The following is a 24,747-nucleotide window of genomic DNA, read 5'->3' on the forward strand; positions in this document are numbered from 1 at the left end:
CAGGTTGGCCGCCTGCGTGTGTTCGGCGCACGCAACTGCCTTCTCACCGGCCTTCCCCTCTCCCGGTAGGGGCGACACGCTCCTTAACGTGTCGCCCCCCGCCCCGCCGCCTTGGGAGGATGAAGCCGCTGCGGGTGAACCCTTTGCCCGATGCCGGGTAGTCAATCCTTGTTTGTAGACGCCAACAGCAACCCGCCTGCAGCAGCCATGCGCGCGAGATTTTCATGACCCATCTTGGCATATGTCAGTGGGTGCGCCTTCTTAGGATCCTGTTCGGCCTCTACAACCAGCCAGCCGCTGTAGCCGGCATCGGCCAGGGATTTCAGGATGGAGGGGAAATCGACGCCGCCATCGCCGGGAACTGTGAAGATTCCCTCCAGAACGGCGTCCATGAAACTGAGATCCCGCTCTCGGGCCTGGCGAAGGACGCCGATACGCACGTCCTTGCAGTGCACGTGCACAATGCGTTCGGCATGACGGGCGCAGAGTGCCACGGGATCTCCGCCACTGAACGCACTGTGACCACTGTCGAACAGGAGGCCGACGGGTGCTCCGGTGACCGACATGAGTCGGTCGACTTCCTCATCCGTCTCGACGACCGTGCCCATATGGTGATGGTAGGCCAATCCGACGCCGAATTGCGCCATGCGTTCTGCAAGTTCGGTAAGCTTGCGGCCATATCCTTTCCATTCCTCATCGCGAAGTCGCGGCCGTTTCGAGATTGGCTGCCAAATGCCGTCGTGGCGCCCCATCGAGGTGTCAGCATAGACGGCGTGTTTGGCGCCAAGATCCTTGAGTAGCGTCAGGTGCGCCAGAATAGCTTCAAACTCTGTCTCGACATCGCGTTCGTAGAGGCGGCCATCCCACCAGCCGGCGGCGAGTTCGAGTTGATGAGCTGCGAGCACCGCTTTCAGTGCTGCACTCTCGCGCGGGTATTTCCCGCCCAGTTCGGTGCCGGCATACCCGGCCTGGCGGATCTCGGAAAGGCACTGCTCAAGCGGCGTGTCACCGCCGAGCTCGGGCACGTCGTCATTGGTCCAGGTAATCGGGTTGATGGCAATTTTAACAGACACTAAAAGTTTCCTTTTCGAATTTGCGGTCTTCTCCGCACCTTGATCCCGGTGCGGTGCTCCGGAGAAGCACTACAGCTCGATATCGGCGGCTTCGAACGTCAGGCTGCTCCGTTAGACTGGAGCGCGGATGCGTTCACGACGACGCATGTCTAGACGAGGATTGGCTCTTTCGTGAGAACCAATTCTGACTTACTTTTAAGGACCGCTTGTCGGCAGTATGCGATCGCTGCTTCGTGAACGAGAGGCGCCATGCGCGCTCAGGCATCGCCGCAAACCATGGTCCTTGGCCGGCAGGAAAACCTGGGCATGATCGTAGGGTCATCTTCGGCGCCGCCACTCTTCTTCTGTGCGGGGCAAAAAAGTAACCCACGATAAGATGCGTCTGTCGCGGCGGCTCAATAAGACAGTGATCTGCTTCGTCGCCTTGGGGCGACCGCAAACCGATTGAGAGCTAGGCACTTGCCACGGTTTTGGCGGGCACCCGCTTCGCGTGGGGTCGCGAATGACGTTGCAACAAAATTCACGCTCGACCGACACTCATTCGACATCGCGCCAGGTCCCAGCCTTAGCCGAGCGGTAGATCGCTTCGACGGTGCGCTGCACCTCCAGCCCCTCCCGGAAGCCCGCATGACCAACTTTTTCGCCAGAGACCGCTCGCAGGAAATCGCACACTTCAATGGTCTTGAGATCATTGAAGCCGATCTGGTGGCCGGGCGCGACGCAAAACGCACCGTACGGCTCGTGCGCGGGTCCGGCGAATATCTTCCGGAAGCCGCTGCGGCCTTGCACGTCTGACGTGAGATACAGATCGAGCTCATTGAAGCGCTCCTGACTGAAGGCTATTCCACCCCTTGAGCCCGAGATAGCGAAGTCGTGCTGCATCTTGCGGCCGGTCTCGATCCAATTGGCCTGGATGCAGCCGGTAGCTCCGTTCTCGAAACGGACAAAAGCGCGGCCAATGTCTTCCACCTCGACCTTGCGCTGTGTCTTCGATCCTGGCGCTACGGGGCGCTCTGTTATGACGGTTCTGAGATCACCCAGCACCTGGGCGATCGGACCAACCAAATAGCGCGCTGTCGCCACGACATGGCTGCCGAGATCTGCCAGCGCGCCGCCACCGCCAGCCGGGTCGAGCCGCCACGTCCACGGCGCCTGCGCATCCGCCATGTAGTCTTCCGCGTGGATGCCGTTGAAGGATCGCACCTCGCCGATTTCGCCACTCTCGATTATCTCCTTGGCGAGCTTCAGCATTGGATTCTTCAAGTAATTGAAGCCAACGGCCGTGACGACGCCAGCCGCCTCCGCGGCGAGCGTCATTTCCAGTGCCTCCGAAGCGCTCGGAGCAAGCGGCTTTTCGCAATAGACGTGCTTGCCTGCCGCGATCGCGGCCAATGCCATTTCCTTGTGAAGAATGTTGGGCGCGGTGATGTCCACGATATGGACATCGCCCATTGTCATAAGTTCCCTCCAGTTTCCGGTGTAGCCGAGAAAACCGAGGGCGGCCGCCGCATCCCTGGCGCGGTCGCCGTCGACGTCGGCCAGCACCACCCGATCGACCTTGATGGGAAGATCGAAGACGTGATTTACAGCGGTAAAACCGAACGCATGGGTCCTGCCCATGAAGCCTGAACCAATCAGGCCCAATCCCAGTCGCATTGCAGTGTCCTTTGTCTTTGTCGCGGCGGCCGGCCGTGTGTTCTCGGGGAGCGGGCGTGGTCAGATCACGATCGTGCAGTCGCGCCATACACTGCCCGCCTCATGGCTGTCGGCGCAGGCATCGACGAACTTGACCCCGCGCGCGCCGTCGGCGACGCTTGGGTAGTTCAGCAGGCCCGCAGGTACGGACTTTCCGTTGCGGCGGGCTTCGATGGCGATGGCAAACTCGGTGTATAGGTTGGCCCAGGCATCCGAAAGCGCCTCGGGATGACCACGTGGCATGGTGATGAGACGCTCGGCTTGCGTCACCATCCCCGCGCCGTGTCCGCGTACGAACACGGTCTCTGGCTGGTTCAGTCTGTTGAAACGGAGAAATTCCGGCTTCTCCTGATCCCATTCAAGTCCTGCTTTGTCGCCATAGACCCTGATCCTGAGCCCGCAATAATTGCCTGGAGCAGCCTGCGTGACCCAGAGCGTTCCGGGCACGCCTCCCTCATAGCGAGTTTGCACGAAGGCGGTATCTTCCATCGCCTTGGGCGCACCGCACACATGAAACTCGGCCCGGCACTGGACCATCTCCAAGCCTGTAACGAAGTGGGCGAGATGGAAAGCATGCGTGCCTATGTCATTGGTCGCCGAGGCACGACCCATGCGCTGGGGGTCCCGGCGCCATCGGGCTCCCTTGAAGTTCGGATCATCCGGTTCGGTTGCCCAATCCTGCATGTACTCGACATGGATTTGCCGCACACGGCCGAGTTCGCCCGCCAACACAAGCTCGCGCGCCTGTCTGACCATGGCGTGCGAGGTGTAGGGATAGGTGACGCCAACGACAAGGCCTGTGTCCTTCTGCAGCCTGACAAGTTCCAGCGCGTCCTCGACCGTCGTGGTGAGCGGCTTGTCGCAGATCACGTCGATGCCCTTCTTCAAAAAGGCCTCGGCGATGTTCTTGTGGGTCCAGTTGGGCGTCGAGATGACCACCGCCTCGATGCCGTCCGCAAGGGTCGCCTCGCGCTGTGCCATCTCGTTATAGTCAGTGTATACGCGCTCGAGCAGCCAGTCGCGGCCGGAGGCCAGGGCTATTTCCGGGTCGGACGAAAGGGCGCCGGCCACCGCTTGCCATCGATTGGAGAGCCGCGCGCCCATCGCGTGAACCTGGCCGATCAGGGCGCCGCGCCCGCCGCCGACGAAGCCCAGCCTGAGCCGGCGTGTGATCGGTGGAAATCGCGTTTCATCGGATGCGACAAGACTCATTTATCGGTTTCCTCCTGATGGGGCGAGCCACGTCACAAGGACGCTGGCCCTGTTGCTTGTCAGCCCGGCGACCTACGGGCCCGGGTTTGAACCTCAAATCTGGCGACCGCTGATCCTCGTCACGCCGCGGCACCATCCGGCGACGCGTTTAGCGACGCGAATTGGGCGACAGGACGAGCGCTCGGCGGCAGGGTGCGAAGGACAAAGTAGGTTGGGTCTCGTCGCTGTCGCCACAACGCGGGAGCAATCTCTTTCCATGCCGCCCACAGGTTTGGATAAGGAGCGGGACAGTCGTCTTTCATCATTTCGTGCAGCTTCGGAAGAGCGTGGTAGGGCACCATCGGGAACATGTGATGTTCCAGGTGGAAGTTCATGTTCCAATAAATGAACCGGAACAGCGGATTGAGACGAACCGTGCGTGTATTCAGCCGATGGTCGATCACGTCTTCCGCCAGCCCGGCATGCTGGGTGTATCCGAAAACAACAACGTCGAGCCAAGCACCGAAGAAAGTTGGCAGGCCGACCAACATCAGCGGGAGCCAGCTTTTGATCGCAACCGCCCACACGACCATGGCCGCGAGCAGGAGCGCCTGCAGCCTGGCCTCAAGAAATATCTTCCAGCGCTCTGTCTCAGGCACGAAGTCCTTTTCCTCTGCGGTCATTACGCCGAAGAAATGCCGCGCCAGCTTGCGGAGCTCGGAAAATCCGGTCTTGAGGTAAAGCAGATCGAGGAATGCGCCTGTCAGATTTGGCGGCCTTGTCAGGGCGATTTCCGGGTCGCGTCCGACCACGATGGTGTCTGTATGGTGGCGGCTATGGCTCCAGCGCCACAGTGTGCCGTTGCGCAGGATCATGAACGAAGCCAGATGGTAGACCGCGACGTTTAGCCAACGCGTTTTGAATGCGGTCCCGTGCCCGCATTCGTGCCAGCGGGAGTCTCCGCACGATCCATAGAATATGCTGTAGGTCAAAAGCGCGGGTATCGCCCACAGCGAGCCCCATGTCATGTAAAGCGCTGTTCCGCTCGCACCCAGAATTGCAAACCAGATCAGTGTGTCGCGAACCGCAGGTCCGTCGGCGCGTTTCATCAGCTCCTTCATGTCCTTGCGAGGAATTGGCGAGGCGTACCACTGCGCACCAGCCAACCCGCCGGCTACAGCGGCCGCGGAGTTGATGCCCTTCAGTCCATAGTCCTTCAGTGTCTTGCCCATGTCGCATACTCCCAGGGCGTGATCCCAAGACGCTCCGCGCATTTCTGCCGGCTGCTGCCACGGTCATCCGAGCCGTTTACCCCTTGCCAAAATCCATCTTGGCGAAACCATTGAATTGCGGCACGCTGGTTGTGCCCGCGCCGTATGACGCCGCGACGGCGTGCTCATGTGCGGATCACATGATCCGTCAGTTCTTCAATGGTTGTGTCCTTCTTGGCGGCTTCGAAGACCTTGGTCCCGTGGCTCATCACAACGAAACGATCGCAGACCATATAGGCGTGGTAGAGGTTGTGAGTGACCAGGACGCTGGACGTGCCGTCGCGTTTCAGCTCGCGTACATAGGCTAGAAGATGCTCGGTCTCGCGGACCGACAGCGCAGAGGTCGGCTCGTCGAGCAAAAGGATGTTGCGTTTGAAGTGGACAGCGCGCGCAATCGCAACCGCCTGCTTCTGGCCGCCCGACAGGAAGCCGACCTCTTTGTCGGGGTCATCGATGCCAGAGATCTGCACCGCACTGCCAAGGATATCGATCGCTTTGTCGCGCATTGCCCTGTGATCCATGAAGCCGAAGCGCCTGGTCAATTCACGCCCCATGAAAATGTTGCGGCTTATGGACATGGAGTCGACCAGGGCAATGTCCTGGTAGATGGTTTCGATACCGGCGGCCTCCGAGGCCGCGCGGTTGCGTATTTCCGTCTTCTTGCCGCCGACGTAGATCTCACCCGAGGTCGGAGGATTGATGCCGGAAATCATCTTGACCAGGGTCGATTTGCCAGCGCCATTGTCGCCCAGAAGTCCCACGACCTCGTTGCTGCCGATATGGAAATTCATGTTGTCGAGGGCGAGGAACGAACCGTATTTCTTGACGATGTTGCGCGCTTCATAGAGCGGTGTGCCGGTGTCGGCGTCTGCCTTGCTCAGCATACTCATCTTCCTTCCTCAGCCTCGCACCCGACGGACCGCGGTGTTCATGACCACCGCCAGCACAATCAGGGCACCCACGAACATGTCGAAATAGAAGGCTGGCGCCCGCAGCAGCAGCAAAACATCCTGAATGGTGAAAACCAAAGCGGTTCCCAGCACAATGCCCAGGATGGAACCGCGGCCGCCGGTCAGGGCGAAGCCGCCGATCACGCAAGCCGCGATTGTCTGCAATTCCATGCCCAAGCCGCCGCCTGGCTGAATGGAGCCGACGCGAGACGCCGCCACGATACCAGAGAAGGCGGCCATGAACCCAGCCAACGCGAACGCGACGGTCTTGGTACGCACCGGATTGATGCCGATGGCGACGGCGGCGTTGCGGTTGCCGCCGACGGCGAAGAAGTGATTGCCCAGCCGATGATGATGCAGGAGAAAGTAAAAGATCACGGCGAAGACGAGAAACCAGATCATCGAGGCATGGACGACGCCGACTTCTCCACCAAACAGGGTGGCGAAGGGTTCGGTCGGCTTGAAGCGCAGCGCCGATGAGCCATGAACAAACAGCGTCGTGCCCTTCCAAAACAGCATGCCGCCCAGCGTGGTGATGAACGAAGGTATGTTGAACTTCAAGGTGATGAAGGCGTGCACGATGCCGATCAGCACGCCCAGAGCCAAAGCGAACGCCATGCCCATGAAGGGCGCAAGCGCGCTGCTGGGATCGGCGGCGATGTCGCCCATGAAATGGTTCGAGACCTCGGCGCAAATGATCGACAGCAGCGAATATTGCGCGCCCACCGAAAGGTCGTACTCACCCGCGATCATCAGGATGCCGACGCCCAGCGCCATGATGCCGGGCACGGCGATCGACTTCAGCGTGACAGAGATGTTGGCCGGCACCAGGTAGCGAAAGGTGTCCGGGAATATCAGGGCGGCGATGATGCACACGATCTGCACCAGGATGAACATGACCGCAATGCCGCCTTCGGGGCGATCGCGTATCCAGTCGCCGAGCTTGACGGTCAGCGGGCGGTTGGCCCGCGCCGCGATGGCCTTTCGAATATGGTCGGACTGGCTCAGTGTCATCTTGCCCTCACCTTGGACGGGATTTTGGCGCCGGCGGCCGCAAGGGCCGCCGGACGTCGTCGTGTAGCGTCAACCTTGGTCTAGCGGACGGGACCGGCCCATTTCTCGGCAAGCTTGTAGTTGGTCTTGTCGATGAGGCCCTTGCCGCCCGTATCCATCTCGGATGGGTAGAGGCCGTATTTGAGATAAAGCGCGAGCTGGGTCACGGCATAGTAGCCCTGGCTGTAGGGCTGCTGATCAACCGCGGCGGTAAGTTCGCCGTTGGCGATGTTATCGAGAATCTCCTTGGAGACGTCGAAGCCCGCGGACGGGATCTTGAGGCCGGCGTCCTTTATTGACTGAACGGCTTGGCTGGTAGGTGTTTGACCAAGGCCGATCACGGCGGCGGTCTTGGGATGCCCCAGCAGATACTGGGTCATGAGGTTGAGCGCCTGGGCGTGGTCGTTGCCGGTACCGAGGATCTCGGAGGTCGCACCGATCTCTTCCAGGGCCTTTTGCACGCCGGCATGGCGCTGCACGGCGTAGGTCGCCTGGGGTGCCTCGACGGGCGTGAACACGACGTCGCCCTTCTTCAGATGGTGCTCCTCGATCATGCGCTTGCCGAGCACATAACCGGCATCGGCGAAGTTCTGGCCCATGAAGGCCAGCCGGCAGGTTGAGCCCGCCGCGCCGTGACGGGAGTCATCGATGTTGAAGGTGACGACCGGGATGTTCTGCTTCACGGCGTTGCACAGGACGTCGATATAGGCGTTGTCATCGGAGATGTTGACGGCGATGGCCGTGACCTTGTTGGCAATGCCGGTCTCAAGGATGCCAAGCTGGTGCTGCTGGTCTTCTTCGCCGAACTGGACGTCGATGTTGACGCCCTGCTGGGCGGCAGCATCCTTGGCGCCGCTGATCACCGCCTCGAAAAATGGGTTCGAGGACTGCGACCAAGGCACGAACAGGATGTTGATCTTGGACCATTCGTCCTTGTGGTCGGCATCGGCCGCACGGGCCGCTGGCGCCAGGCCAAGCAGGATCGACAGCGCGATGGTCGCGCCAATTGCTTTCGTGATGCGCATTCAAGTTCCTCCCAGAGACGCCCCGAATCCCGCGCGTTGTGGCGGACCTCCGTCGAGGCATTTGTCGGCTTAGAGCCAGCTGCGAGAAAATCACAAACGGCATCTTCTTGCAACAGAAATTTCTAATCTAAAAGGCTTGCAACATGCATTGAAAGGCTTTGCGCTGTCGGCGACATGCGCCTGTTTTCAGGGATCAAAAAAACTCACCGGCCGCGTCCTATCCTGTGAGGGATGCGTCGGGCGAAATCTCCTCGCGCGCGCCGCTGGCAAGCGAACGAAGGGCTGCTTGCGCGATCTGGGTCGCGACATACCCATCGAGCGCGCCTGCGCCGCTTTGCGTCTTGCCGCCAATGCCGCCTATCCAAGCTTGCAGTTGGAGCCGATAGGCATCGCTGAAGCGACCACGCCAGTCACCGGGGAAAGTGCGCGCCTCCCCACCTTCGTTGCGCACGAGGTTCGGCGCGGGCCGGCCAAGCTCGATCGTGCCGTTCTCGCAGACCAGTTCAGCGCGGATGTCGTAGCCGTAGGCTGCGTTCATGAAGATCTCGATGTCGACCAGAACGCCATTCTGCATCTCGAGAAGCAGCAGGATAGGATCGCGCAGCGCTCCGTTGGCCTTGCTGGCCGACCGCAGCGCAGTGACCGCCACAGCTTCGAAACCCAACAGCCACCGCACGACATCGAATTCGTGCACCGCCGCATTTGCAATCGACATCTCCGGCGTAAAGAAGCCTGGCGCCACGGCGTTGCGATGGGCGCAATGCATGAGCAGCGGCCGTCCCAGCCGGCCTGAGGACAGCGTTGCGTGCATGGCGGCATAGGCCGGGTCGAACCGGCGCATGAACCCGACCTGGATCATGCGCCGGCCTGTACGCTGCTCGGCTTCGATCAATTCGCGGCATTCGGCCACCGTGGGCGCGAGCGGCTTCTCGCACAGCACGGGTTTGCCAGCTCGCAGGCAAGCCAGCACCATCGCGGCATGCGTATGATCGGGGGAAGCGACGATCACGGCCTCGACCACCGGATCTTCGATAAGGGCAAAGCCGTCAGTGTGATGACGGCGCGCTTCGTTTGCACGCGCGACCTCGCAAGCTCGCGCCTCGTCGGGATCTGAAACGGCAACGAGTTTGGCGCCGCCGACCTGAGTGGCGAGAGTGCGGGCATGGTCCGCGCCCATGACGCCCGCACCGATGATGCCGATACCGAGACTCATTTGGCCCCCCGTAAACCACCAGCCTTGCGTGCGGTCATCCCATTCGCTCCGAAGCATACGAACCCGGCGACGGCGGAAAGACGACCGTCTTGTTGCCATTGAGAAACACGCGTCCGTGGATGTGGGCATGGATCGCGCGGGCGAGGACTTGAGCCTCGACGTCGCGGCCGAGGCTGACATAGTCCTCGTTGGATTGAGCATGGGTCACGCGCACCGTATCCTGCTCGATGATCGGCCCTTCGTCCAACTCGGCGGTGACGTAATGCGATGTGGCGCCGATCAGTTTCACGCCCCGCTCGTAGGCCTGTTTGTAAGGGTTGGCGCCCTTGAACGAAGGCAGGAACGAGTGGTGGATGTTGATGATCCGGCCCGACATGGTCCGGCACATGTCGTCTGACAGGACCTGCATATAGCGGGCCAGCACGACCAGCTCGGCGCCCGTTTCCTCCACAATGCGCATCTGCTGCGCTTCGGCCTGGAGCTTGTTTTCTCTCCTCATCGCGATGCAATGGAAGGGAATATCGTGATTCACAACGACCTTTTGGTACTCCATATGGTTGGAAATCACCGCCACGATGTCGATGGGAAGAGCACCGATACGCCAGCGATAAAGAAGGTCGTTAAGGCAGTGACCGAAGCGCGAGACCATGATGATGACCTTGCGTTTGACGGCCTCGTCGAAGAATTGTGCCTCCATGCCAAAAGGTGAAGCAATCGCTTCGAACCCTGTCTTGAGTTCTTCGAGGCCTTGACCGCCTTCGGAGCGAAAGCTGACCCGCATGAAGAAATTTCCGGTATCGACATCATCGAACTGGGCACTGTCGGTAATGTTGCAGGTCTGATCTGCCAGGAACGTTGAAATGGCGGCAACGATCCCCCTGGTTGAGCGGCATTTCACACGAAGGGCAAAGTTGGACATGATTCTTCCTTGGCACTTAATATCGGGAGGCCGTGTCGAAGGTGGCGACGTGGTTGGGGTGGACATTGATCACAATGCGCTGACCTGCTTCGGCAGCTGGCACCCACCTTGCCGGCGGCCGCAGTTAGGCGAGGTCGCGATGTAGACCGCATTGAGAAGCGCAGTCATTGGGCGACAAGCAAGTGAGCCTGGATGGCGGTCGTATGAAACCTGCAGACCCCGCAGCTCAAAGTTTGACCTGCTCCATGAACTGGACATATTCGCTCTCCTGCATCGCGACATTGTGGTGCGGGGTCGGGTAAGCACCGGCGTCGACGTCTGTGACGAATTCCTTGAAAGCCGCGATCCGCTCTTGTTGAAGCCGAGCATATTCCGCGGCAAAGTTGCGGTAGGTTTTCGCATGGCGCGGCTTGTAGCCTTCGGTATGACCCAAAACATCTTCGGCGAACAGATACTGGGCGTCAGCGCCCGGTCCGGCTCCCATGCCGAGCATGATCATCGACGTATTTCTTGAAATGAATTCGCCAAGCCGATCTGGCACGACCTCAAGCTCAGCCCCGAAGCAGCCAACCGTTTCAAGTTGCTTTACCTGCCGCCAGATCATCAAGGCTTCCGACGCCGTCTTGCCGACGGCACGAAAGCCCGTCCAGGTGATATGGGTCGGGACAAGGCCGACATGGGCAACGATGGGCACCCGGTTGTCGCAAAGCACCTTTTGAATGTCATAGGAAGCCGCACAATAAAAGCAGTCCCCTCCCATCGCGGCAAAGTGAAAGGCCGCGCGAAGATAATCCTCTGCAGTGGCGAGCCTGCTGCCCTCGAGCGTTCCGGACGAACCAAATGGCAGTCCGACCTGCACGAAGCAACGCCCAGCGGCCTCGCGCATTGCGGGAGAAAAGAAGCGACCCTCGATCGACAGCATATGAACCCCGGCCGCGTCGGCAGCTGCAGCCTCATCCAGCGTCGTGACGTAAAGCATTGAGATCTTGTGCCCTCGCGCCTTCATGGCGCGAATGTCAGCGACAGTTGGGCGGGTATTTTTATGAACCAAGGATGCACCCCGTGGATGGCTGGAGAGATTTTCCTGCAAGGGACTTATGTATCGTGCTGCGTGAAATTTTAGCGTGTCCGGCATTTACCGAAATGAGTTGGTTGTAGCGTCCTTGACTGAGGACCAACCGGACTGCCTGGCAGCGAGCTGCTTAACCGCGCTGGCGTGGTCACCCTTGTCGAGCCGCTCACCTGCCGTTCAGCCGGGCATCGTTGACCACAAGCGTTGGATCGATCTTGCCGGCGAAGAAATCGAGCACATTTTGGACGGACGAGACGGCCATTCGTTCCCCACACTCGGCAGTCAGGCCGGCAATGTGCGGGGTCAGTATCACCTGGTCCAGACCAAACAGCGGGTGATCGAGCGGCGGCGGTTCGTCATCGAACACATCCAGACCGGCCGCGCCGATGCGGCCGTCGCGCAAGGCCGCCCCCAGCGCCACTTCATCCACCACGCCGCCACGCGCCGTGTTGATCAGGATCGCACTGCGTTTCATCACCGCGATCTCGCCAGCGCCGATGACCGGCTCGTCGGCTTTGGGCACGTTGACCGAAACGGCGTCCGCCCATGCCAGTCCCTGAGCCAGGTTGCTTTGCGAAATGATAGACCCGTCTGGCCAGCCCTGTTTGGAGAGCAACGGGTCGTGCGCCCGCACCTCCATGCCAAAGGCCGCGGCCATACGCGCCAGATGCCGGCCGATGCGGCCATAGCCGATGATCAGCAGCCGCTTGCCGAAGAGTTCCTGGGCCTCAAGGCTGTTGCGCCAGCCCCAGTTGCCGTCGCGCACGGCCTTGTCGGCACGGACAAGCCGCTTGCTTGCCGCCAGCAAAAGCATCATCGCGTGCTCGGCCACCGACACCGAATTGACGTCACCGACGATCGCCAACGCGATGCCGCGGCTGTTGAGCGATGGCAGGTCGACGGCGTCGTAGCCGACGCCATGGCGTGAGACGATCCTGAGTTTGCTGGCGCGGGCGACTGTCGCGCCAGACAATGGCTGCGTGCGAAGGACAAGCCCCTCGGCCTGGTCGATCAGGGGCGCATAGCTCGGCTCCGACACGTCCTCAACGTAGTCGTAGGTGACGCCTGGCGTGGCATCGAGAAGGGCAATGCCACTTGGATGGAGTCGGCCTGCGATCAGGACGTGTGGCATCAGTAAGATTCCTTGCCGGGCGCGGTCGCAGCCACGTTGTGGCCGGTCAGATCGCGGAAGCGTGACACACTGTGCAAGGCCGCGGCGGCAAGCAGACGGGAATCCCCCGACACGGTTGTCATGTCGTAGCCCCATCCGACGGCCCGCGCCGCATAATCGGGCGTGCCGCAATGGAGTGCCGAGCGCTTGCCGAACTTCTTGCAGGTCGCAACAATGGTCTGCAAAGCCTCGATCATCTCCGGCTCCTCGCGGTCGAAGGCGGGGGCGAGCCGCCCCTGGTGCAGACTGAATGTCAGGTCCGCGGGGCCGACATAGACCCCGTCGAGCCCAGGCGTTGCAACAATCGCCTCGAGATTGCGCATCGCCTCGGCGGTCTCGACCATGGCAAAGGCCAGGATTTCATCATTGGCCTCCGCGGCGTAGTTCGCACCAGCCGAAAAGTTGGCGCGGGTCGGCCCGAAACTGCGCTGACCGGCCGGCGGATAGCGCAGGTAGCTGACGAATTGCGCTGCCTGTTGCGCTGTATTGACCATCGGGCAGATCACGCCATAGGCCCCGGCATCCAGCACCTTCATGACGATGCCGGGCTCCAGCCAGGGTACGCGTGCCATCGGCACGACACCCGAGGCGCGCATAGCCTGGAACATGGGCAGAAGCATCGAATAGTCGAGCGCGCCGTGCTGGAGGTCGATGCTGAGGCTGTCATAGCCCTGCGCGGCCATGATCTCGGCGGTGAAGGGGTTGCCGATGGACAGCCAGCCGTTGACGGTAGGCTGGCCAGCAGCCCAGATTTGCTTGAGCTTGTTCTTGATCAATCCAGCCTCCGTTAGAATACGATTTGGGCGAGCTTGGTATCGAGGTAGTCGCCGATACCTTCCAGGCCGCCTTCGCGGCCCATGCCGGAATAATTCGTGCCGCCGAAGGGCGCTTCGGATGCCGCCAGCGCAAAGCTGTTGATGCCGACCATGCCCGATTTGAGTTCGGCGACCGCGCGACGGGCGCGCTTGGGGCTGCGCGTGAAAGCGTAAGCGGACAGTCCCATGTCGGAAGCGTTGGCGCGCTCAAGCACCTCGTCATCCGAGGAGAACCGGGTGATGGCGGCGATCGGCCCGAAATTCTCTTGTGAGAACACCCGCATCTCGTCGCTGACATCGACCAGCACCGTGGGCTCATGGAAATAACCGTCGTTGAAGGCGCTCGCACGCCGCCCGCCAGCAACGATCCTGGCGCCCGCATTCTCGGCCTCGGCGATGATGCTCTCGATACCGGCCAGGCGGTTGGCATTTATGAGCGGACCCATCTGGACGGAAGGGTCCAGTCCATTGCCCAGCTTGAGCGCCTTGGTGCGCTGCACGAAGCCATCGACGAAAGCGTCGTGGATGCTCTCGTGCACGAAGAACCGGTCGGGCGTGACGCAGACCTGGCCCGCATTTGCGTATTTGGTGGGCACCGAAACATTGAGTGCGGTCTCCAGGTCGGCATCGTCGAACACGATCAGCGGCGCGTTGCCGCCAAGCTCCATCGACACTTTCTTCACCGTGTCGGCGGCATCGCGGATCATTTGCTGGCCGACACGGGTTGACCCGGTCAGCGACACCTTGCGGACCTGTGGCGACGCCATGATCGGCGTGTAGGTCGTGCCGGTTGGGCCAACCACTAGACTGACCGTACCGGCGGGCAGGTTGCCAGCGCGAATGCAGTCGACAATAACCATGGCGGTGCCGGGCGTCTGGCTTGATGGGCGCACGATGATCGAGCAGCCGGCAGCAAGCGCCGGCGCCACCTTGCGGGCAACAAGGGCGGCGGGAAAGTTCCATGCCGTGAAGGCCGCGGCGATCCCTATTGGCTCGTGCAGGATCTCGAAACGACCCCCGGGAACGCGGCTTTCGACAACGCGCCCATAAATGCGCCGAGCCTCTTCGGCGTACCAGCGGAACTGGTCGACAGCGAGGCTCCATTCGCGCTCCGATTGCGCGATCGGCTTGCCGGTCTCGGTCGAGATCATGCGCGCGCCTTCCGCCTTGCGGCGGCTCATTTCGTCGGCGACGGCGTGCAGGGCCTCAGCCCGCTCGAAGCCAGTGCGGCGTCTCCAGGCCAATAGACCGCGAGCGGCACTTTCAAGCGCCTCCTCGGTATCGGCGCGCGTCGCGACCGGAGCGTCGCCAACCGGCTCTTCGGTCACCGGGCTCACCACCGAAGTGGTTCCCCTGCCCTCGGCGGCGCGCCACTGGCCGTTGATGAACAATCCAAAGTCTTGGTACATGGATTACCCGATCTCGCTTGCATTGGCGGAGAGCACCCCTCCGTCTACCCTCATCGCCTCCACCAGGATCAGCAGCGGCGATCGTCATCGGCAAAACCAAAGACAGCAAAAACTGCTATCTCCCTCAGCCCCGCAATAACCATTGCAGAACGGTTGATTTGTCAATATTCATTCTGTAGAAATGAAAAAGTCATACGAGGGAGGAGTGAGATGATGGCAACAGTCCGTCTGACCGTGGCACAGGCGCTGGTGCGCTACCTGTGCAACCAGTTCGTCGTCATTGACGGCGAGCAGCTGCCGCTCTTTCCGGGCGTATTCGCCATTTTCGGACATGGCAACGTCACCTGCCTTTCCGAGGCGCTCGAAGCGGTGAAGGATGTACTTCCGACCTGGCGGGGGCAAAACGAGCAATCGATGGCGCTCGCCGCGATTGGCTTTGCCAAAGCAAGGCGCCGCAGACAAATCATGGTGGCGGCAACCTCGATCGGCCCAGGGGCGCTGAACATGGTTACGGCTGCTGGCGTGGCCCATTCGAACCGGCTGCCCGTGCTTCTCCTGTCGGGCGACACCTTCGTCAATCGCAGACCCGACCCGGTCATGCAGCAGGTCGAGCATTTCGGGGACCCCACCATCAACGTCAACGATGCCTTCAAGGCGGTGACCCGCTACTGGGACCGCATTGTCCATCCCGAGCAGATCCTGTCTTCCCTGCCACAGGCCCTCGCCGTGCTGCTCGATCCGGCCGATTGCGGTCCGGCCTTCATTGCCTTGCCTCAGGACGTCCAGGAAATCGCCTGGGACTATCCCGCGGCCTTTTTCGAGCGGACCGTCCATTCAATTCCCCGCGCACGCCCCGACCGGGACCGGTTGGCGGAGGCCATTCGCATTCTGCGGAATGCGAAGCGGCTCCTCATTATTTCGGGTGGCGGCGTGCGCTATTCCGACGCCGGCAAGGTGCTCGCTCATATGGCCGAAAAACGCGGGATCCCGCTGGCCGAGACGATCGCCGGAAAGGGCACCGTCTCGCACGACCATCCCGCACATGTGGGCCCGATCGGGATTGTGGGCTCGACCTCGGCAAACGCGTTGGCTGCTCAGGCAGATGTCGTGCTGGCGGTCGGAACCAGGCTGATGGATTTCACCACCGGCTCATGGAGCGCATTCGCACCCGATGCCAAGTTCGTATCGATCAATGCCGCGCGCTGGGACGCGACCAAGCATCGGGCCCTGCCGGTGGTCGGCGATGCGCTGGAAACACTGCGCGAACTCGACGACACGCTTGGCGCCTGGCAGGCAGACCCGGAGTGGACCAGCAAGGGGCGCGCCGAATTCGCCAAGTGGAACGCCATGCTCGATACCTTCCAGAAGCCAACCAACGACCCTGTGCCGACCTACGCGCAAGTCGTCGGGGTGGTGAATGCCAAGGCTGGCGAGCGCGACCTGCTCATTACGGCCGCAGGCGGGCTGCCCGGCGAAGTGATGAAGAACTGGCGCGTCAAGGAGCCCAACACCTTCGATTGCGAATTCGGCTTCTCGTGCATGGGCTACGAGATCGCAGCCGGATGGGGTGCAGCGATGGCCGATCCGACCCGAACCCCGATCGTCATGATCGGCGATGGCACGTATATGATGATGAACTCCGACATCTACTCTTCGGTTCTTGCCGGGCACAAGATGATCATCATCGTCTGCGACAATGGCGGCTATGCCGTCATCAACCGCCTGCAGAACGGCAAGGGCGGCGCCTCGTTCAACAATCTGATCAGGGATTGCCGGGTGAAGGAGCCCTTCGGCGTCGACTTTGCCAAGCACGCCGAAGCGATGGGCGCCTTGACGCGCCATGTCGACAGCCTCGCCGATTTCGGCCAGGCGCTGGAGTGGGCCAAGACCACCGACCGCACCACCGTCATAACCATCGTCACGGACGCCTTCACCTGGACGCCAGGCGACGCGTGGTGGGATGTCGGTGTGCCTGAAATCAGTGAGCGGCAGGAAGTCTTAGAAGCCCGCGCCTCCCAAACGGAAGGCCGCAAAAGGCAACGCGTTGGCACCTGATCACGTTCGGCGCCCCCATTGCGCCCCCAGCCGGAACGATTCGGACCTCCCTTCGAATTGTTCCGGCTTTTTTCCACGGCGAAGCTTCCATGGAGATGAACAATGAAAGCCAAACTCGGCATCGCGCCGATCGCATGGTGGAACGACGACCTTCCCGAACTGAGCGACGACGTATCGTTGGAGGAGTGCCTGCGGCAAGCGCGCGAAGCCGGTTTCACTGGCATGGAGACCGGCCGCCGGTTCCCCATGGAGGCAAAGGTACTCGACCCGATCCTCAAGCAACAAGGCATGAGCGTTTGCGGAGGGTGGTTTTCGGGCCTGCTGCTCGATGGCGACATCGAGACCGAGAAGGATCGTATCGGCAAGCAGATGGCACTTTTCAAGGCGGTGGATGCTCCCTGCATCGTGTACGGCGAAACCGCTGGCTCAATCCAGGGCGACCGCACCGCGCCACTTGCCACAAAGCGTCGCCTGTCCCAGGAGGAGACTAAGACCTACGGCCGGAAGCTGACAGCGTTCGCTGAGTGGTGCGCCGGCGAAGGCATGCCGATTGCCTATCACCATCATATGGGGGCGGCGATCGAGACCGAAGCAGAGGTGGATCAGTTGATGAACCAGTCCGGAAAGGCTCTGCCGCTGCTTTACGATGCCGGGCATATGGCATTCGCCGGCGGCGATGTGCTGCGCGTCATCGACAAGCACCATGGCCGGATTTCGCACGTCCACACCAAGGACGTGCGCCGGCATGTCATCGAGGGCCTCGATCGCACGCGCGAAAGCTTTCTCGACGCTGTGGTCAAGGGCGCCTTCACCGTGCCGGGTGACGGATCTCTGGATTTTGAGGCCATCGTGAAGCGCCTCGCCTTCCACGGCTATGAAGGCTGGTTTGTGGTTGAGGCCGAACAGGATCCCGTGAAGAGCCCACCCCTGAGGATGGCCAGGATCGGCCATCAGGAGTTGCGGCGTGTCATGGCAGCGTCCGGCTACTCAGTAGAGGATTGAACTCAAACTATGTTAATAAAATCAATCATTTACGGCAACATTTGTAACGTTATGGCGGTCGATTAACCTCTAGTATGCGGGACTTTGGGTTGGGCCGAGATCTGCCTGGCCTTTTCTCTTTCTCTTCAAGGCACCAACGCCCTTGTGGCGTCGAACGCTTCGATCACTGCGCCGCCCATCAAACAGGTGTCTACGACGATCCGTATGCGCCGTGGTGATAGATCAATGCCGGGCCAGGCTCTCCACTCACCACATGCCGGACGCTGCCGAGGATCAGCGCATGGCTGTGGCGAACAATCGTATCCTCGACAGTGCAGTCGACCGCGGCAAGCGCACCTTCGAGCGCCAGTGCGCCGGTTGCGAGGCTGGACCAGCGAGCGCCCTCGTAACGCGCCGATCCCTTGAGGCCGCCGCGTCCGGCGAAGCGGTCGGCAATCTCGATCTGGTCGGCGCGCAGCACATTCACGCAGAAGTGGCGATGCCGGCTGATGGCAGCCCATGTCGAGGAACTCAGGTTGATGCTGACGACCATTACCTCCGGTTCGACCGACAAGGAGTGGGCGGTGGTAACCGTTGCGCCCGTGCGTTCGTCGCCGATACCTGCGGTGACCACGGACACGGCGCCGGGCAGGTGTCGCATCGCAAATTTCAGGGGGATCCGGGTTTCATCCAGGAGAATGCGTTCGGTCAGTGTCATCTGGATAGCCTCATCGTGTTTGCAGCGTCACGACGCCTTGCGACGCAACGCCGTTTGATATCCCAACCATTGGTGAATTTCGGCAGCAATGCCCTCGGCATGCTCGGTGACCTCGGGAAGTCCCATCAGCTCGCCGACGCTGCCGCGTGCCAGCGGTCCGCTGATGAAAATATTGTCGACCGGGTGACCTGACGCACCGACCGCGCGACCCTGTCCGTCGGTCTCCAGACCGAGGCCGGTTGGGTCAAGACGGACCAGGCCCAGATGTCCCAGGCTGGCAATCGCGGTGTTGGTGCGAAGAATATCGGCATGCGCCGGCCCGGTCGTCACGATCACGCTGTCGAACGCTTCGACGATGAGGTTGTGGCGGCGCCTTGGCCGCTGCGTGACGCGGATACGCCCGTTGGCCTCTTCGGCCCCGACAATCGATGCGGCGCGAAAAGCGAGCGTGCCCCCGACAAGGCGGCGATCCAGCACGACTGCTACCTGCGGCGCGATGCGGAAGCGATGCACGTCCCAGAGCGCGCGAAGATGGCGCACCACGCGGCGCTGCTCGGCGAGCGGCAAGGCCTGCCAGATCAACTGCCCCTGACGCCGGACAGCGTCGAGAACGGGGTACCAGTCTTCGCCCTGTCGCGTCGCTGCCGCGATCGTGGCTCGGATGCGCCTGAGCAGCGCCGTGGCGCTGCGTAAAGGCGGGCTGGTGAAGTCGCCGATCGGGTCGCCCTGCATCGCGGCCTGCACATGCGAGCGATAGCCATGGCGCGACAGTGCCGTGATGCGGCCGCGATGGCCCTTGCGGTCGAGCGTTGCAATGACATCCGCCGAGGTCAAACCGGTGCCAACGATGAGAACATGGTCATCGCGGCCGATCGCCTGCAGCCGTTCGAGATCGTAGGGATTGGCCACCAACCCGGCGACAGCTGCCACGCCGCGCAGCGGCGCCGGCAGTGCGGGCAATGGATGCGTTGCCGCGATCACCACGGCATCGGCGGCAAGCGTAGCGCCATCGGACAGGACGAGCCGGTAGCCCTCGCCACTGCGCTCGACCGAAACAACCTCGGCCCTGACATGGCGGATCGCTTTGCTTTGCAGGAAAGGCTGCAGGTGGGATGCGACATAGCGGCCGAAGACCCGGCGCTGCGGATAGATCGCACCGCTGGCGGCGACTGCCTCCACGTCGTTCAAAATAGCGCAGGTCTGCTCCAGCCAGTTGGAAAAATGGCCGTCCTCACCTGAGATCAGCGTCATTCTGGATGCGCGCACATTGATGCGGTGCGAGGGATCGTCCGTCGAATAGGCCAGACCATAGCCGAGCGCCTCGCGCGGTTCGACCACGACGATATCGGCCGTGCCGGTCGGCAAGAGCCGCGCCAGGTGAAAGGCGGTTGCGGCACCGGAAAAGCCGCCGCCGATGATGACGACCGCCGGTTTGCCGGCCATGTGGGAAGCGCTCAAGATTGGCTCGCGCGCAGCGCCGATGGTCGGTGATCGCCGGCTACGGTCTCGCCGAACGGCCCCATGTTCACGGCTGTCGGTCGCGTCGAGATTTCGTGATCGAGCGGCAGCAGCGGCAGCACCAGCTCGCCGAAGCGATAGGCTTCCTCCAGATGCGGATAGCCGGACAGGATGAAGGTATCGATGCCGATGCGCCGGTATTCGTCGATCCGTTCCGCCACGGTCGCCGCATCGCCAACCAGTGCGGTGCCGGCGCCGCCGCGCACCAGGCCAACGCCGGCCCACAGGTTCGGGCTGATTTCGAGCTTGTCACGGCTGCCGCCATGCAACCGGCTCATGCGCGACTGGCCGACCGAATCCATGCGCGCGAAAACCTTTTGCGCCTCGGCGATCGTCTTGTCGTCCAGGCGGCTGATCAGGCGGTCTGCGTCCGCCCAGGCCTCGTCATTGGTCTCGCGGACGATGACATGCAATCGGATGCCAAAGCTCACTTCGCGGCCGGCCCTTTCGGCAAGGCCGCGCACATGCTCGACCTTGACGGCGACGTCCGCCGGCGGCTCGCCCCAGGTCAGGTATTTGTCGATCTGCTCGGCGGCAACCGCATTGGCCGCGTCCGACGAGCCGCCGAAATAGAGCGGCGGGTGCGGCGTCTGCACCGGCGGGAACAGCAGCCTTCCGTCCTCGATGCGGAAATGCTTACCCTCGAAGGCGACGGTTTCGCCGCGCAGCACCGCCTTGTAGATGTCGAGGAATTCCCGCGTCACCTCATAACGCTCGTCATGGCTGAGGAAGATGCCGTCGCCCTTGTTCTCGACCGGATCGCCGCCGGTGACGACGTTGATCAGCAAGCGCCCGCCCGAAATGCGGTCGAGCGTCGAGGTCATCCGTGCGGCAAGCGTCGGCGACTGCAGCCCAGGACGAACCGCAACGAGAAAACGCAATCGCTGCGTCAGCGGCGCCAGCGCCGACGCCACCACCCAGCTGTCCTCGCAACTGCGTCCGGTCGGCAGCAGCGCGCCATAGTAGCCGATGGCGTCGGCCGCCTTGGCGACCTGTGTGAGATAGGGCAGATCGACCGCCCTGCCGCCCTCGGAGGTGCCGAGATAGCGGCTGTCGCCATGGGTGGGAAGAAACCACAGGACCTTGATCCTGTCGGGGGTGGCAGTGCTCATGAATAGTCCTTTATGACTTTACGGCGTTCCCGCTCAGCTCCAGGCATGGAGCGGCGGGTTGACCTCGTTCAGGTAATAGTTGCCGAGGATCGCGTATTTCCACCGCACCGGATCGTGCAGCGTATGGGTACGGGCATTGCGCCAGTGGCGGTCGAGGTTGTGCTCGGCCAGCGTCGATCGCGTGCCAGCCAGCTCGAACAGTTTGTTGGTAGCGTTGAGAGCAATCTCGGTGGTGAGGATCTTGGATTCGGCGACCGCGATCTGGGCTTCCGCGACGGTTTTCTCGTTCGGGTCGGCTACGGCGCGATCGACTGCAAGGCCGGCCTTTTCCAGAACCGCCTCGGCCGCATTGGCCCGCAGGCGAAGGTCGCCGATCGCCTGGATCGTATAGGGATCCTGCCAGGCATGATCGACGCCGCTGTCGATCCACGCGCGCGATTTTGTCCGCACGAAGCTGACGGTTTCGTCGATCGCTGCCTTGGCGATGCCGAGGTCGACCGCGGCCTGGATGATCTGGAAGATGGGGCCGTCGGCCGTCGGCTTGTCGTAGCCCTTGTAACCGGGGACGAGATGCGTCTTCGGCACTTTCACATTGTCGAGCAGGACCGTGCCGGAGAGCGTCGTCTTCTGGCCGAAGCTCGACCAGTCGTCGATGACCGTCAGTCCGGGCGCGCCGCGATCGGCGATCGCATACCAGGCGCGGCCCTCGTCATCGAGCGCCACGATCGGCACCAGATGGGCAAGCAGCGCGCCGCTCGAATAGAATTTCTGGCCGTTGACGATCACATGGTCGCCGGCATCGACGAACTTGGTCTCGAAGTCGGCGGCACGCTTGGAGCCGAATTCGGAAAACGCATTGCCGAAGCGCGTGCCCGACAGCACCTCGGCGAAGAGCAGCCGCTTCTGCGCTTCGTCGGAGACGGTGCGAATGGCGGCGACGACGCCGAGATGGTTCTGCGGAATCTGGCCGAGCGACGGATCGGCCGCCGAGATGATGGTGATGACCTTCGACAGCGTCACATAGGAGACCTCCGGCCCGCCATAAGCCTTCGGCACGTTGATCGACCACAGGCCGCTTTGCGAAAACGCATCGAGCTCTTCCTTCGGCCAGATGCGCTCGCGGTCCCGCTTCGAGGCTTCCCTGGCGAAGTCGGCTGCCAGTTTTTCGGCAACAGTGATCGCCTCGGCATCGGTCTTGATGACATGCGCCTTGGCCGACGGGCGCTCGACCGGAGGCACGGCGACGCACGCGTCGGACGGCTGCTTGGATTGGATGGTCATGCTGCTGTCTCCTGGGGAAAGTGTTGCGATGGAAGCGGCGCGCCGCCGAGATAATAGGTCTTGATGTCGTCGCGCTGGCGCAGGTCGGCAGCCGGCCCGGCCAAGACGCTGACGCCGTTTTCGAGCACGGTGGCGCGGTCGGCATATTTCAGCGCCACTGCTGAATTCTGTTCGGCGACAAGGATCGAAAGACCTTCGTCCCGATTGAGCCGCTTCAAGGCGCTGAAGATCTCGTCGACGATCAGCGGCGCCAGCCCCATCGAAGGCTCGTCGAGCACGAAGAGTTTCGGCCGAGACATCAGGCCCCTGCCGATCGCCGTCATCTGCTGCTCGCCGCCGGAGGTGAGACCGGACCGGCTTCGCCGTTTCTCGAGAAGCCTGGGGAAGAGTGCGTAGACGCGCTCAAGGTCGGCCTTGACGCCAGCGTGCGAGGACGAGCGCCCGAGCGCCCCGGTCAGAAGATTCTCCTCGACCGTCAGCGAGCGGAAACAGTGCCGGCCCTCGAGAACCTGGACCAGGCCTTTGCGGACGAGGTGCGAGGGGCTTGCCCTGGAAACATCCTCGCCATCGAAAATGATCCGCCCGGCGGTAACGGTGCCCCGCTCGGCCGGGAGCAGATTGGATGCGGCGCGCAGCAGTGTCGTCTTGCCCGCGCCGTTGGAGCCGAGAAGCGCGACGATCTCCCCCTTGCCGACCGTCAGGTCGACGCCATGCAGGGCAGCGATGGCGCCGTTGTAGACGGCCTCCACGCGGCTGACCGACAGGATCGGATTTTCCGGGCTGGACATCGATAACTCCGCTGGGAAGATGGATGGCGCGGCCGACCGGATGGTCGGCCGCCCCGGGCTAAACTCAGTTGCTGACCACCGCATCGGCGTCTTCGGCGGTGCGGATCTTGAGGCCCTTTTCCTTGGCATAGGCCTCGGACGACTTCTCGATGATCGGGCGCAGCAGCTTCCAGTCGGGCGCGATCCAGTCGGAAACGACGTTCCACTTCTTGCCGTCCCACTGCTGGAAGGTCACGTAGCCGTCACCCTCGTGATTGTCCCAGGAGACGTTGATCGAGTGGAAGAGGTCCTTGGCGCCGAGTGCTTCGACGCGCGCCGGGTCGAGCTTGAGGTGTTCGAAGCCCCAGCGGACCTCATCCCCGGTCAGCGTACGATTGCCGAATTTGGCCTGCGCAATGCGGATGGCTTCGACATTGAGGATACCGTTGACGATGCCGAGATTGTGGTAGACCGAGCCGATGCGGCTCTTGTCCTCAAGATTGCCCTTGCCAGCGTCGTAGACCGTCTTGACGATCTCCTTGACGACCGGATAGTCGGCGCCCGAGGCCTGGGTGGTGATGGCGGTGTAGCCCTTGGCGGCGTCGCCGGCGGGGATCACATCCTCTTCGGAGTTGGACCAGACATTGCCGACGATATGGTCGGCCGGGAAGCCGGTCTTCTGGGCGGTCTTGAGGGCGACCGGGTTCATCACGCCCCAGCCGCGCAACACGACATAGTCGGGGTGCTCGCGACGAATGGTCAGCCACTGCGCCTGCTGTTCGTTGCCCGGATGCGGAACTTCGATCTGCGACAGTTCGAAGCCGTATTTCTGCGACAGCAGCTCATAGATCGGGATCGTCTCCTTGCCGTAGGGCGAGCCGTGATAGAGCACGACGATCTTCTTGCCCTTGAGCTTGTCCAGGCCGCCTGCCTTGGAGGCGATGTAGTTCACGATGCCGGAGGTCTCGCTGTAGGGATTGAGCAGCAGCGGGAAGACGTAAGGAAACACGCGCCCGTCGGTGGTGTCGGTGCGGCCGTGATTGATGGTGATCAGCGGCACCTTGTCGTCGGTGATGCGGTCGATCATGGCGTAGGCGATGCCGACCGAAAGCGGGTTCCAGGCGGCGATGCCGGGATTGCTCTTCAACCGCTCATAGACCTCGACGCCCTTCTCGACCTCATACTGGGTCTCGCCCTCGCTCCAGGTCAGCTTGACGCCGTTGACGCCGCCATCGCGGATGTTGATCAGGTTGAGATAGTCGATGAAGCCGCCGAAGAAGCCGGTGCCGCCGGCGGCATAAGGGCCGACGCGGTAGCTCTGCAGGGGAAAATGCTGTTCGTCGGCGTGCACGGCCGTCGCGCCGAGGACGAAGGCGGTGGCGATCGCCGCTTTCTTGAGGTGACTGAAGAAGGTCATGGGTTGCGTCTCCTGAGATTGTGGGTCCGTGAGAGAAATGT

The 24,747-nt window shown here is 62.0% G+C and carries 21 protein-coding genes; 2 read left to right on the top strand and 19 right to left on the bottom strand.

The window, feature by feature from the left end; genetic code table 11:
- Nucleotides 1-161: 161 nt before the first annotated feature.
- From iolE (CK227_RS15055) to CK227_RS15115, 13 genes are all read right to left on the bottom strand, one after another.
- The gene (gene iolE / locus CK227_RS15055) at nt 162-1,073 is read right to left on the bottom strand and encodes a myo-inosose-2 dehydratase (protein WP_095774136.1); all 912 of its coding nucleotides are present in this window, start codon (nt 1,071-1,073) and stop codon (nt 162-164) included.
- Nucleotides 1,074-1,610: 537 nt separating this feature from the next.
- Nucleotides 1,611-2,729 carry a Gfo/Idh/MocA family oxidoreductase gene (locus tag CK227_RS15060; protein ID WP_095774135.1) on the bottom strand — a complete coding sequence of 373 codons (1,119 nt, stop codon included), beginning with the start codon at nt 2,727-2,729 and terminating at the stop codon, nt 1,611-1,613.
- Nucleotides 2,730-2,789: 60 nt separating this feature from the next.
- A complete protein-coding gene (locus tag CK227_RS15065; RefSeq protein WP_095774134.1) occupies nt 2,790-3,980 on the bottom strand; it encodes a Gfo/Idh/MocA family oxidoreductase in 1,191 nt (396 codons plus the stop codon).
- Nucleotides 3,981-4,099: 119 nt separating this feature from the next.
- Nucleotides 4,100-5,191: a fatty acid desaturase gene (locus CK227_RS15070; RefSeq protein ID WP_095774133.1), complete on the bottom strand. Its 1,092-nt coding sequence runs from the start codon at nt 5,189-5,191 to the stop codon at nt 4,100-4,102.
- A gap of 164 nt (nt 5,192-5,355) precedes the next feature.
- Nucleotides 5,356-6,114, bottom strand: coding sequence for an ATP-binding cassette domain-containing protein (locus CK227_RS15075; protein ID WP_210248230.1), 759 nt, complete (start codon nt 6,112-6,114; stop codon nt 5,356-5,358).
- Nucleotides 6,115-6,129: 15 nt separating this feature from the next.
- Nucleotides 6,130-7,194, bottom strand: a complete 1,065-nt coding sequence (locus CK227_RS15080; RefSeq protein ID WP_095774131.1) for an ABC transporter permease — start codon at nt 7,192-7,194, stop codon at nt 6,130-6,132.
- Between the two features lie 80 nt (nt 7,195-7,274).
- A complete protein-coding gene (locus CK227_RS15085) occupies nt 7,275-8,258 on the bottom strand; it encodes a substrate-binding domain-containing protein (RefSeq protein ID WP_095774130.1) in 984 nt (327 codons plus the stop codon).
- A 217-nt stretch (nt 8,259-8,475) separates the two neighbouring features.
- A complete protein-coding gene (locus CK227_RS15090) occupies nt 8,476-9,471 on the bottom strand; it encodes a Gfo/Idh/MocA family oxidoreductase (RefSeq protein ID WP_095774129.1) in 996 nt (331 codons plus the stop codon).
- A gap of 34 nt (nt 9,472-9,505) precedes the next feature.
- Entirely contained in the window at nt 9,506-10,390 is an 885-nt protein-coding gene (gene purU, locus CK227_RS15095; RefSeq protein ID WP_095774128.1) for a formyltetrahydrofolate deformylase, read from the bottom strand.
- Nucleotides 10,391-10,616: 226 nt separating this feature from the next.
- Nucleotides 10,617-11,441 (bottom strand): 3-methyl-2-oxobutanoate hydroxymethyltransferase, encoded by an 825-nt coding sequence (locus CK227_RS15100; RefSeq protein ID WP_095774127.1) that lies wholly within the window; start codon nt 11,439-11,441, stop codon nt 10,617-10,619.
- A 187-nt stretch (nt 11,442-11,628) separates the two neighbouring features.
- A complete protein-coding gene (locus CK227_RS15105) occupies nt 11,629-12,594 on the bottom strand; it encodes a hydroxyacid dehydrogenase (RefSeq protein ID WP_095774126.1) in 966 nt (321 codons plus the stop codon).
- Nucleotides 12,594-13,409, bottom strand: coding sequence for an aldolase/citrate lyase family protein (locus CK227_RS15110; RefSeq protein ID WP_095774125.1), 816 nt, complete (start codon nt 13,407-13,409; stop codon nt 12,594-12,596). Before CK227_RS15110 ends, CK227_RS15105 begins: the two co-directional genes overlap by 1 nt.
- Nucleotides 13,410-13,420: 11 nt before the next feature.
- Nucleotides 13,421-14,857 carry an NAD-dependent succinate-semialdehyde dehydrogenase gene (locus CK227_RS15115; protein ID WP_095774124.1) on the bottom strand — a complete coding sequence of 479 codons (1,437 nt, stop codon included), beginning with the start codon at nt 14,855-14,857 and terminating at the stop codon, nt 13,421-13,423.
- Between the two features lie 213 nt (nt 14,858-15,070).
- Here CK227_RS15115 and iolD point away from each other — a divergent pair, with 213 nt between their 5' ends.
- Nucleotides 15,071-16,912: a 3D-(3,5/4)-trihydroxycyclohexane-1,2-dione acylhydrolase (decyclizing) gene (iolD, locus tag CK227_RS15120; protein WP_095774264.1), complete on the top strand. Its 1,842-nt coding sequence runs from the start codon at nt 15,071-15,073 to the stop codon at nt 16,910-16,912.
- A gap of 102 nt (nt 16,913-17,014) precedes the next feature.
- Nucleotides 17,015-17,914, top strand: coding sequence for a myo-inosose-2 dehydratase (gene iolE / locus CK227_RS15125; RefSeq protein ID WP_095774123.1), 900 nt, complete (start codon nt 17,015-17,017; stop codon nt 17,912-17,914).
- 190 nt (nt 17,915-18,104) lie between these two features.
- Here iolE (CK227_RS15125) and CK227_RS15130 read toward each other — a convergent pair whose 3' ends face one another.
- The 6 genes from CK227_RS15130 to CK227_RS15155 form a co-directional block, all read right to left on the bottom strand.
- Nucleotides 18,105-18,611, bottom strand: a complete 507-nt coding sequence (locus tag CK227_RS15130; protein ID WP_095774122.1) for a flavin reductase family protein — start codon at nt 18,609-18,611, stop codon at nt 18,105-18,107.
- Nucleotides 18,612-18,638: 27 nt separating this feature from the next.
- Nucleotides 18,639-20,069: an FAD/NAD(P)-binding protein gene (locus CK227_RS15135; RefSeq protein WP_142886615.1), complete on the bottom strand. Its 1,431-nt coding sequence runs from the start codon at nt 20,067-20,069 to the stop codon at nt 18,639-18,641.
- Nucleotides 20,066-21,241, bottom strand: coding sequence for an FMNH2-dependent alkanesulfonate monooxygenase (gene ssuD, locus CK227_RS15140; protein WP_095774120.1), 1,176 nt, complete (start codon nt 21,239-21,241; stop codon nt 20,066-20,068). The genes CK227_RS15135 and ssuD overlap by 4 nt, the downstream gene beginning before the upstream one ends.
- A 33-nt stretch (nt 21,242-21,274) precedes the next feature.
- Nucleotides 21,275-22,522 (bottom strand): SfnB family sulfur acquisition oxidoreductase, encoded by a 1,248-nt coding sequence (locus tag CK227_RS15145; RefSeq protein WP_095774119.1) that lies wholly within the window; start codon nt 22,520-22,522, stop codon nt 21,275-21,277.
- Nucleotides 22,519-23,310, bottom strand: a complete 792-nt coding sequence (locus CK227_RS15150) for an ABC transporter ATP-binding protein (RefSeq protein WP_095774118.1) — start codon at nt 23,308-23,310, stop codon at nt 22,519-22,521. The genes CK227_RS15145 and CK227_RS15150 overlap by 4 nt, the downstream gene beginning before the upstream one ends.
- Before the next feature lie 64 nt (nt 23,311-23,374).
- Nucleotides 23,375-24,706 carry an ABC transporter substrate-binding protein gene (locus tag CK227_RS15155; protein WP_095774117.1) on the bottom strand — a complete coding sequence of 444 codons (1,332 nt, stop codon included), beginning with the start codon at nt 24,704-24,706 and terminating at the stop codon, nt 23,375-23,377.
- Nucleotides 24,707-24,747: the final 41 nt, after the last annotated feature.

Source organism: Mesorhizobium sp. WSM4308, from assembly GCF_002294905.1.
Lineage (GTDB): Bacteria > Pseudomonadota > Alphaproteobacteria > Rhizobiales > Rhizobiaceae > Mesorhizobium.

Coding starts and splice junctions, on each gene's coding strand:
- ssuD (WP_095774120.1), bottom strand. CDS start 21,241: ATGAGCACTGCCACCCCCGACAGGATCAAGGTCCTGTGGTTTCTTCCC.
- CK227_RS15150 (WP_095774118.1), bottom strand. CDS start 23,310: ATGTCCAGCCCGGAAAATCCGATCCTGTCGGTCAGCCGCGTGGAGGCC.
- CK227_RS15065 (WP_095774134.1), bottom strand. CDS start 3,980: ATGAGTCTTGTCGCATCCGATGAAACGCGATTTCCACCGATCACACGC.
- iolD (WP_095774264.1), top strand. CDS start 15,071: ATGGCAACAGTCCGTCTGACCGTGGCACAGGCGCTGGTGCGCTACCTG.
- CK227_RS15155 (WP_095774117.1), bottom strand. CDS start 24,706: ATGACCTTCTTCAGTCACCTCAAGAAAGCGGCGATCGCCACCGCCTTC.
- CK227_RS15105 (WP_095774126.1), bottom strand. CDS start 12,594: ATGCCACACGTCCTGATCGCAGGCCGACTCCATCCAAGTGGCATTGCC.
- CK227_RS15130 (WP_095774122.1), bottom strand. CDS start 18,611: ATGACACTGACCGAACGCATTCTCCTGGATGAAACCCGGATCCCCCTG.
- CK227_RS15090 (WP_095774129.1), bottom strand. CDS start 9,471: ATGAGTCTCGGTATCGGCATCATCGGTGCGGGCGTCATGGGCGCGGAC.
- CK227_RS15080 (WP_095774131.1), bottom strand. CDS start 7,194: ATGACACTGAGCCAGTCCGACCATATTCGAAAGGCCATCGCGGCGCGG.
- CK227_RS15060 (WP_095774135.1), bottom strand. CDS start 2,729: ATGCGACTGGGATTGGGCCTGATTGGTTCAGGCTTCATGGGCAGGACC.
- CK227_RS15115 (WP_095774124.1), bottom strand. CDS start 14,857: ATGTACCAAGACTTTGGATTGTTCATCAACGGCCAGTGGCGCGCCGCC.
- CK227_RS15145 (WP_095774119.1), bottom strand. CDS start 22,522: ATGACCATCCAATCCAAGCAGCCGTCCGACGCGTGCGTCGCCGTGCCT.
- iolE (WP_095774123.1), top strand. CDS start 17,015: ATGAAAGCCAAACTCGGCATCGCGCCGATCGCATGGTGGAACGACGAC.
- CK227_RS15070 (WP_095774133.1), bottom strand. CDS start 5,191: ATGGGCAAGACACTGAAGGACTATGGACTGAAGGGCATCAACTCCGCG.
- CK227_RS15085 (WP_095774130.1), bottom strand. CDS start 8,258: ATGCGCATCACGAAAGCAATTGGCGCGACCATCGCGCTGTCGATCCTG.
- CK227_RS15075 (WP_210248230.1), bottom strand. CDS start 6,114: ATGCTGAGCAAGGCAGACGCCGACACCGGCACACCGCTCTATGAAGCG.
- purU (WP_095774128.1), bottom strand. CDS start 10,390: ATGTCCAACTTTGCCCTTCGTGTGAAATGCCGCTCAACCAGGGGGATC.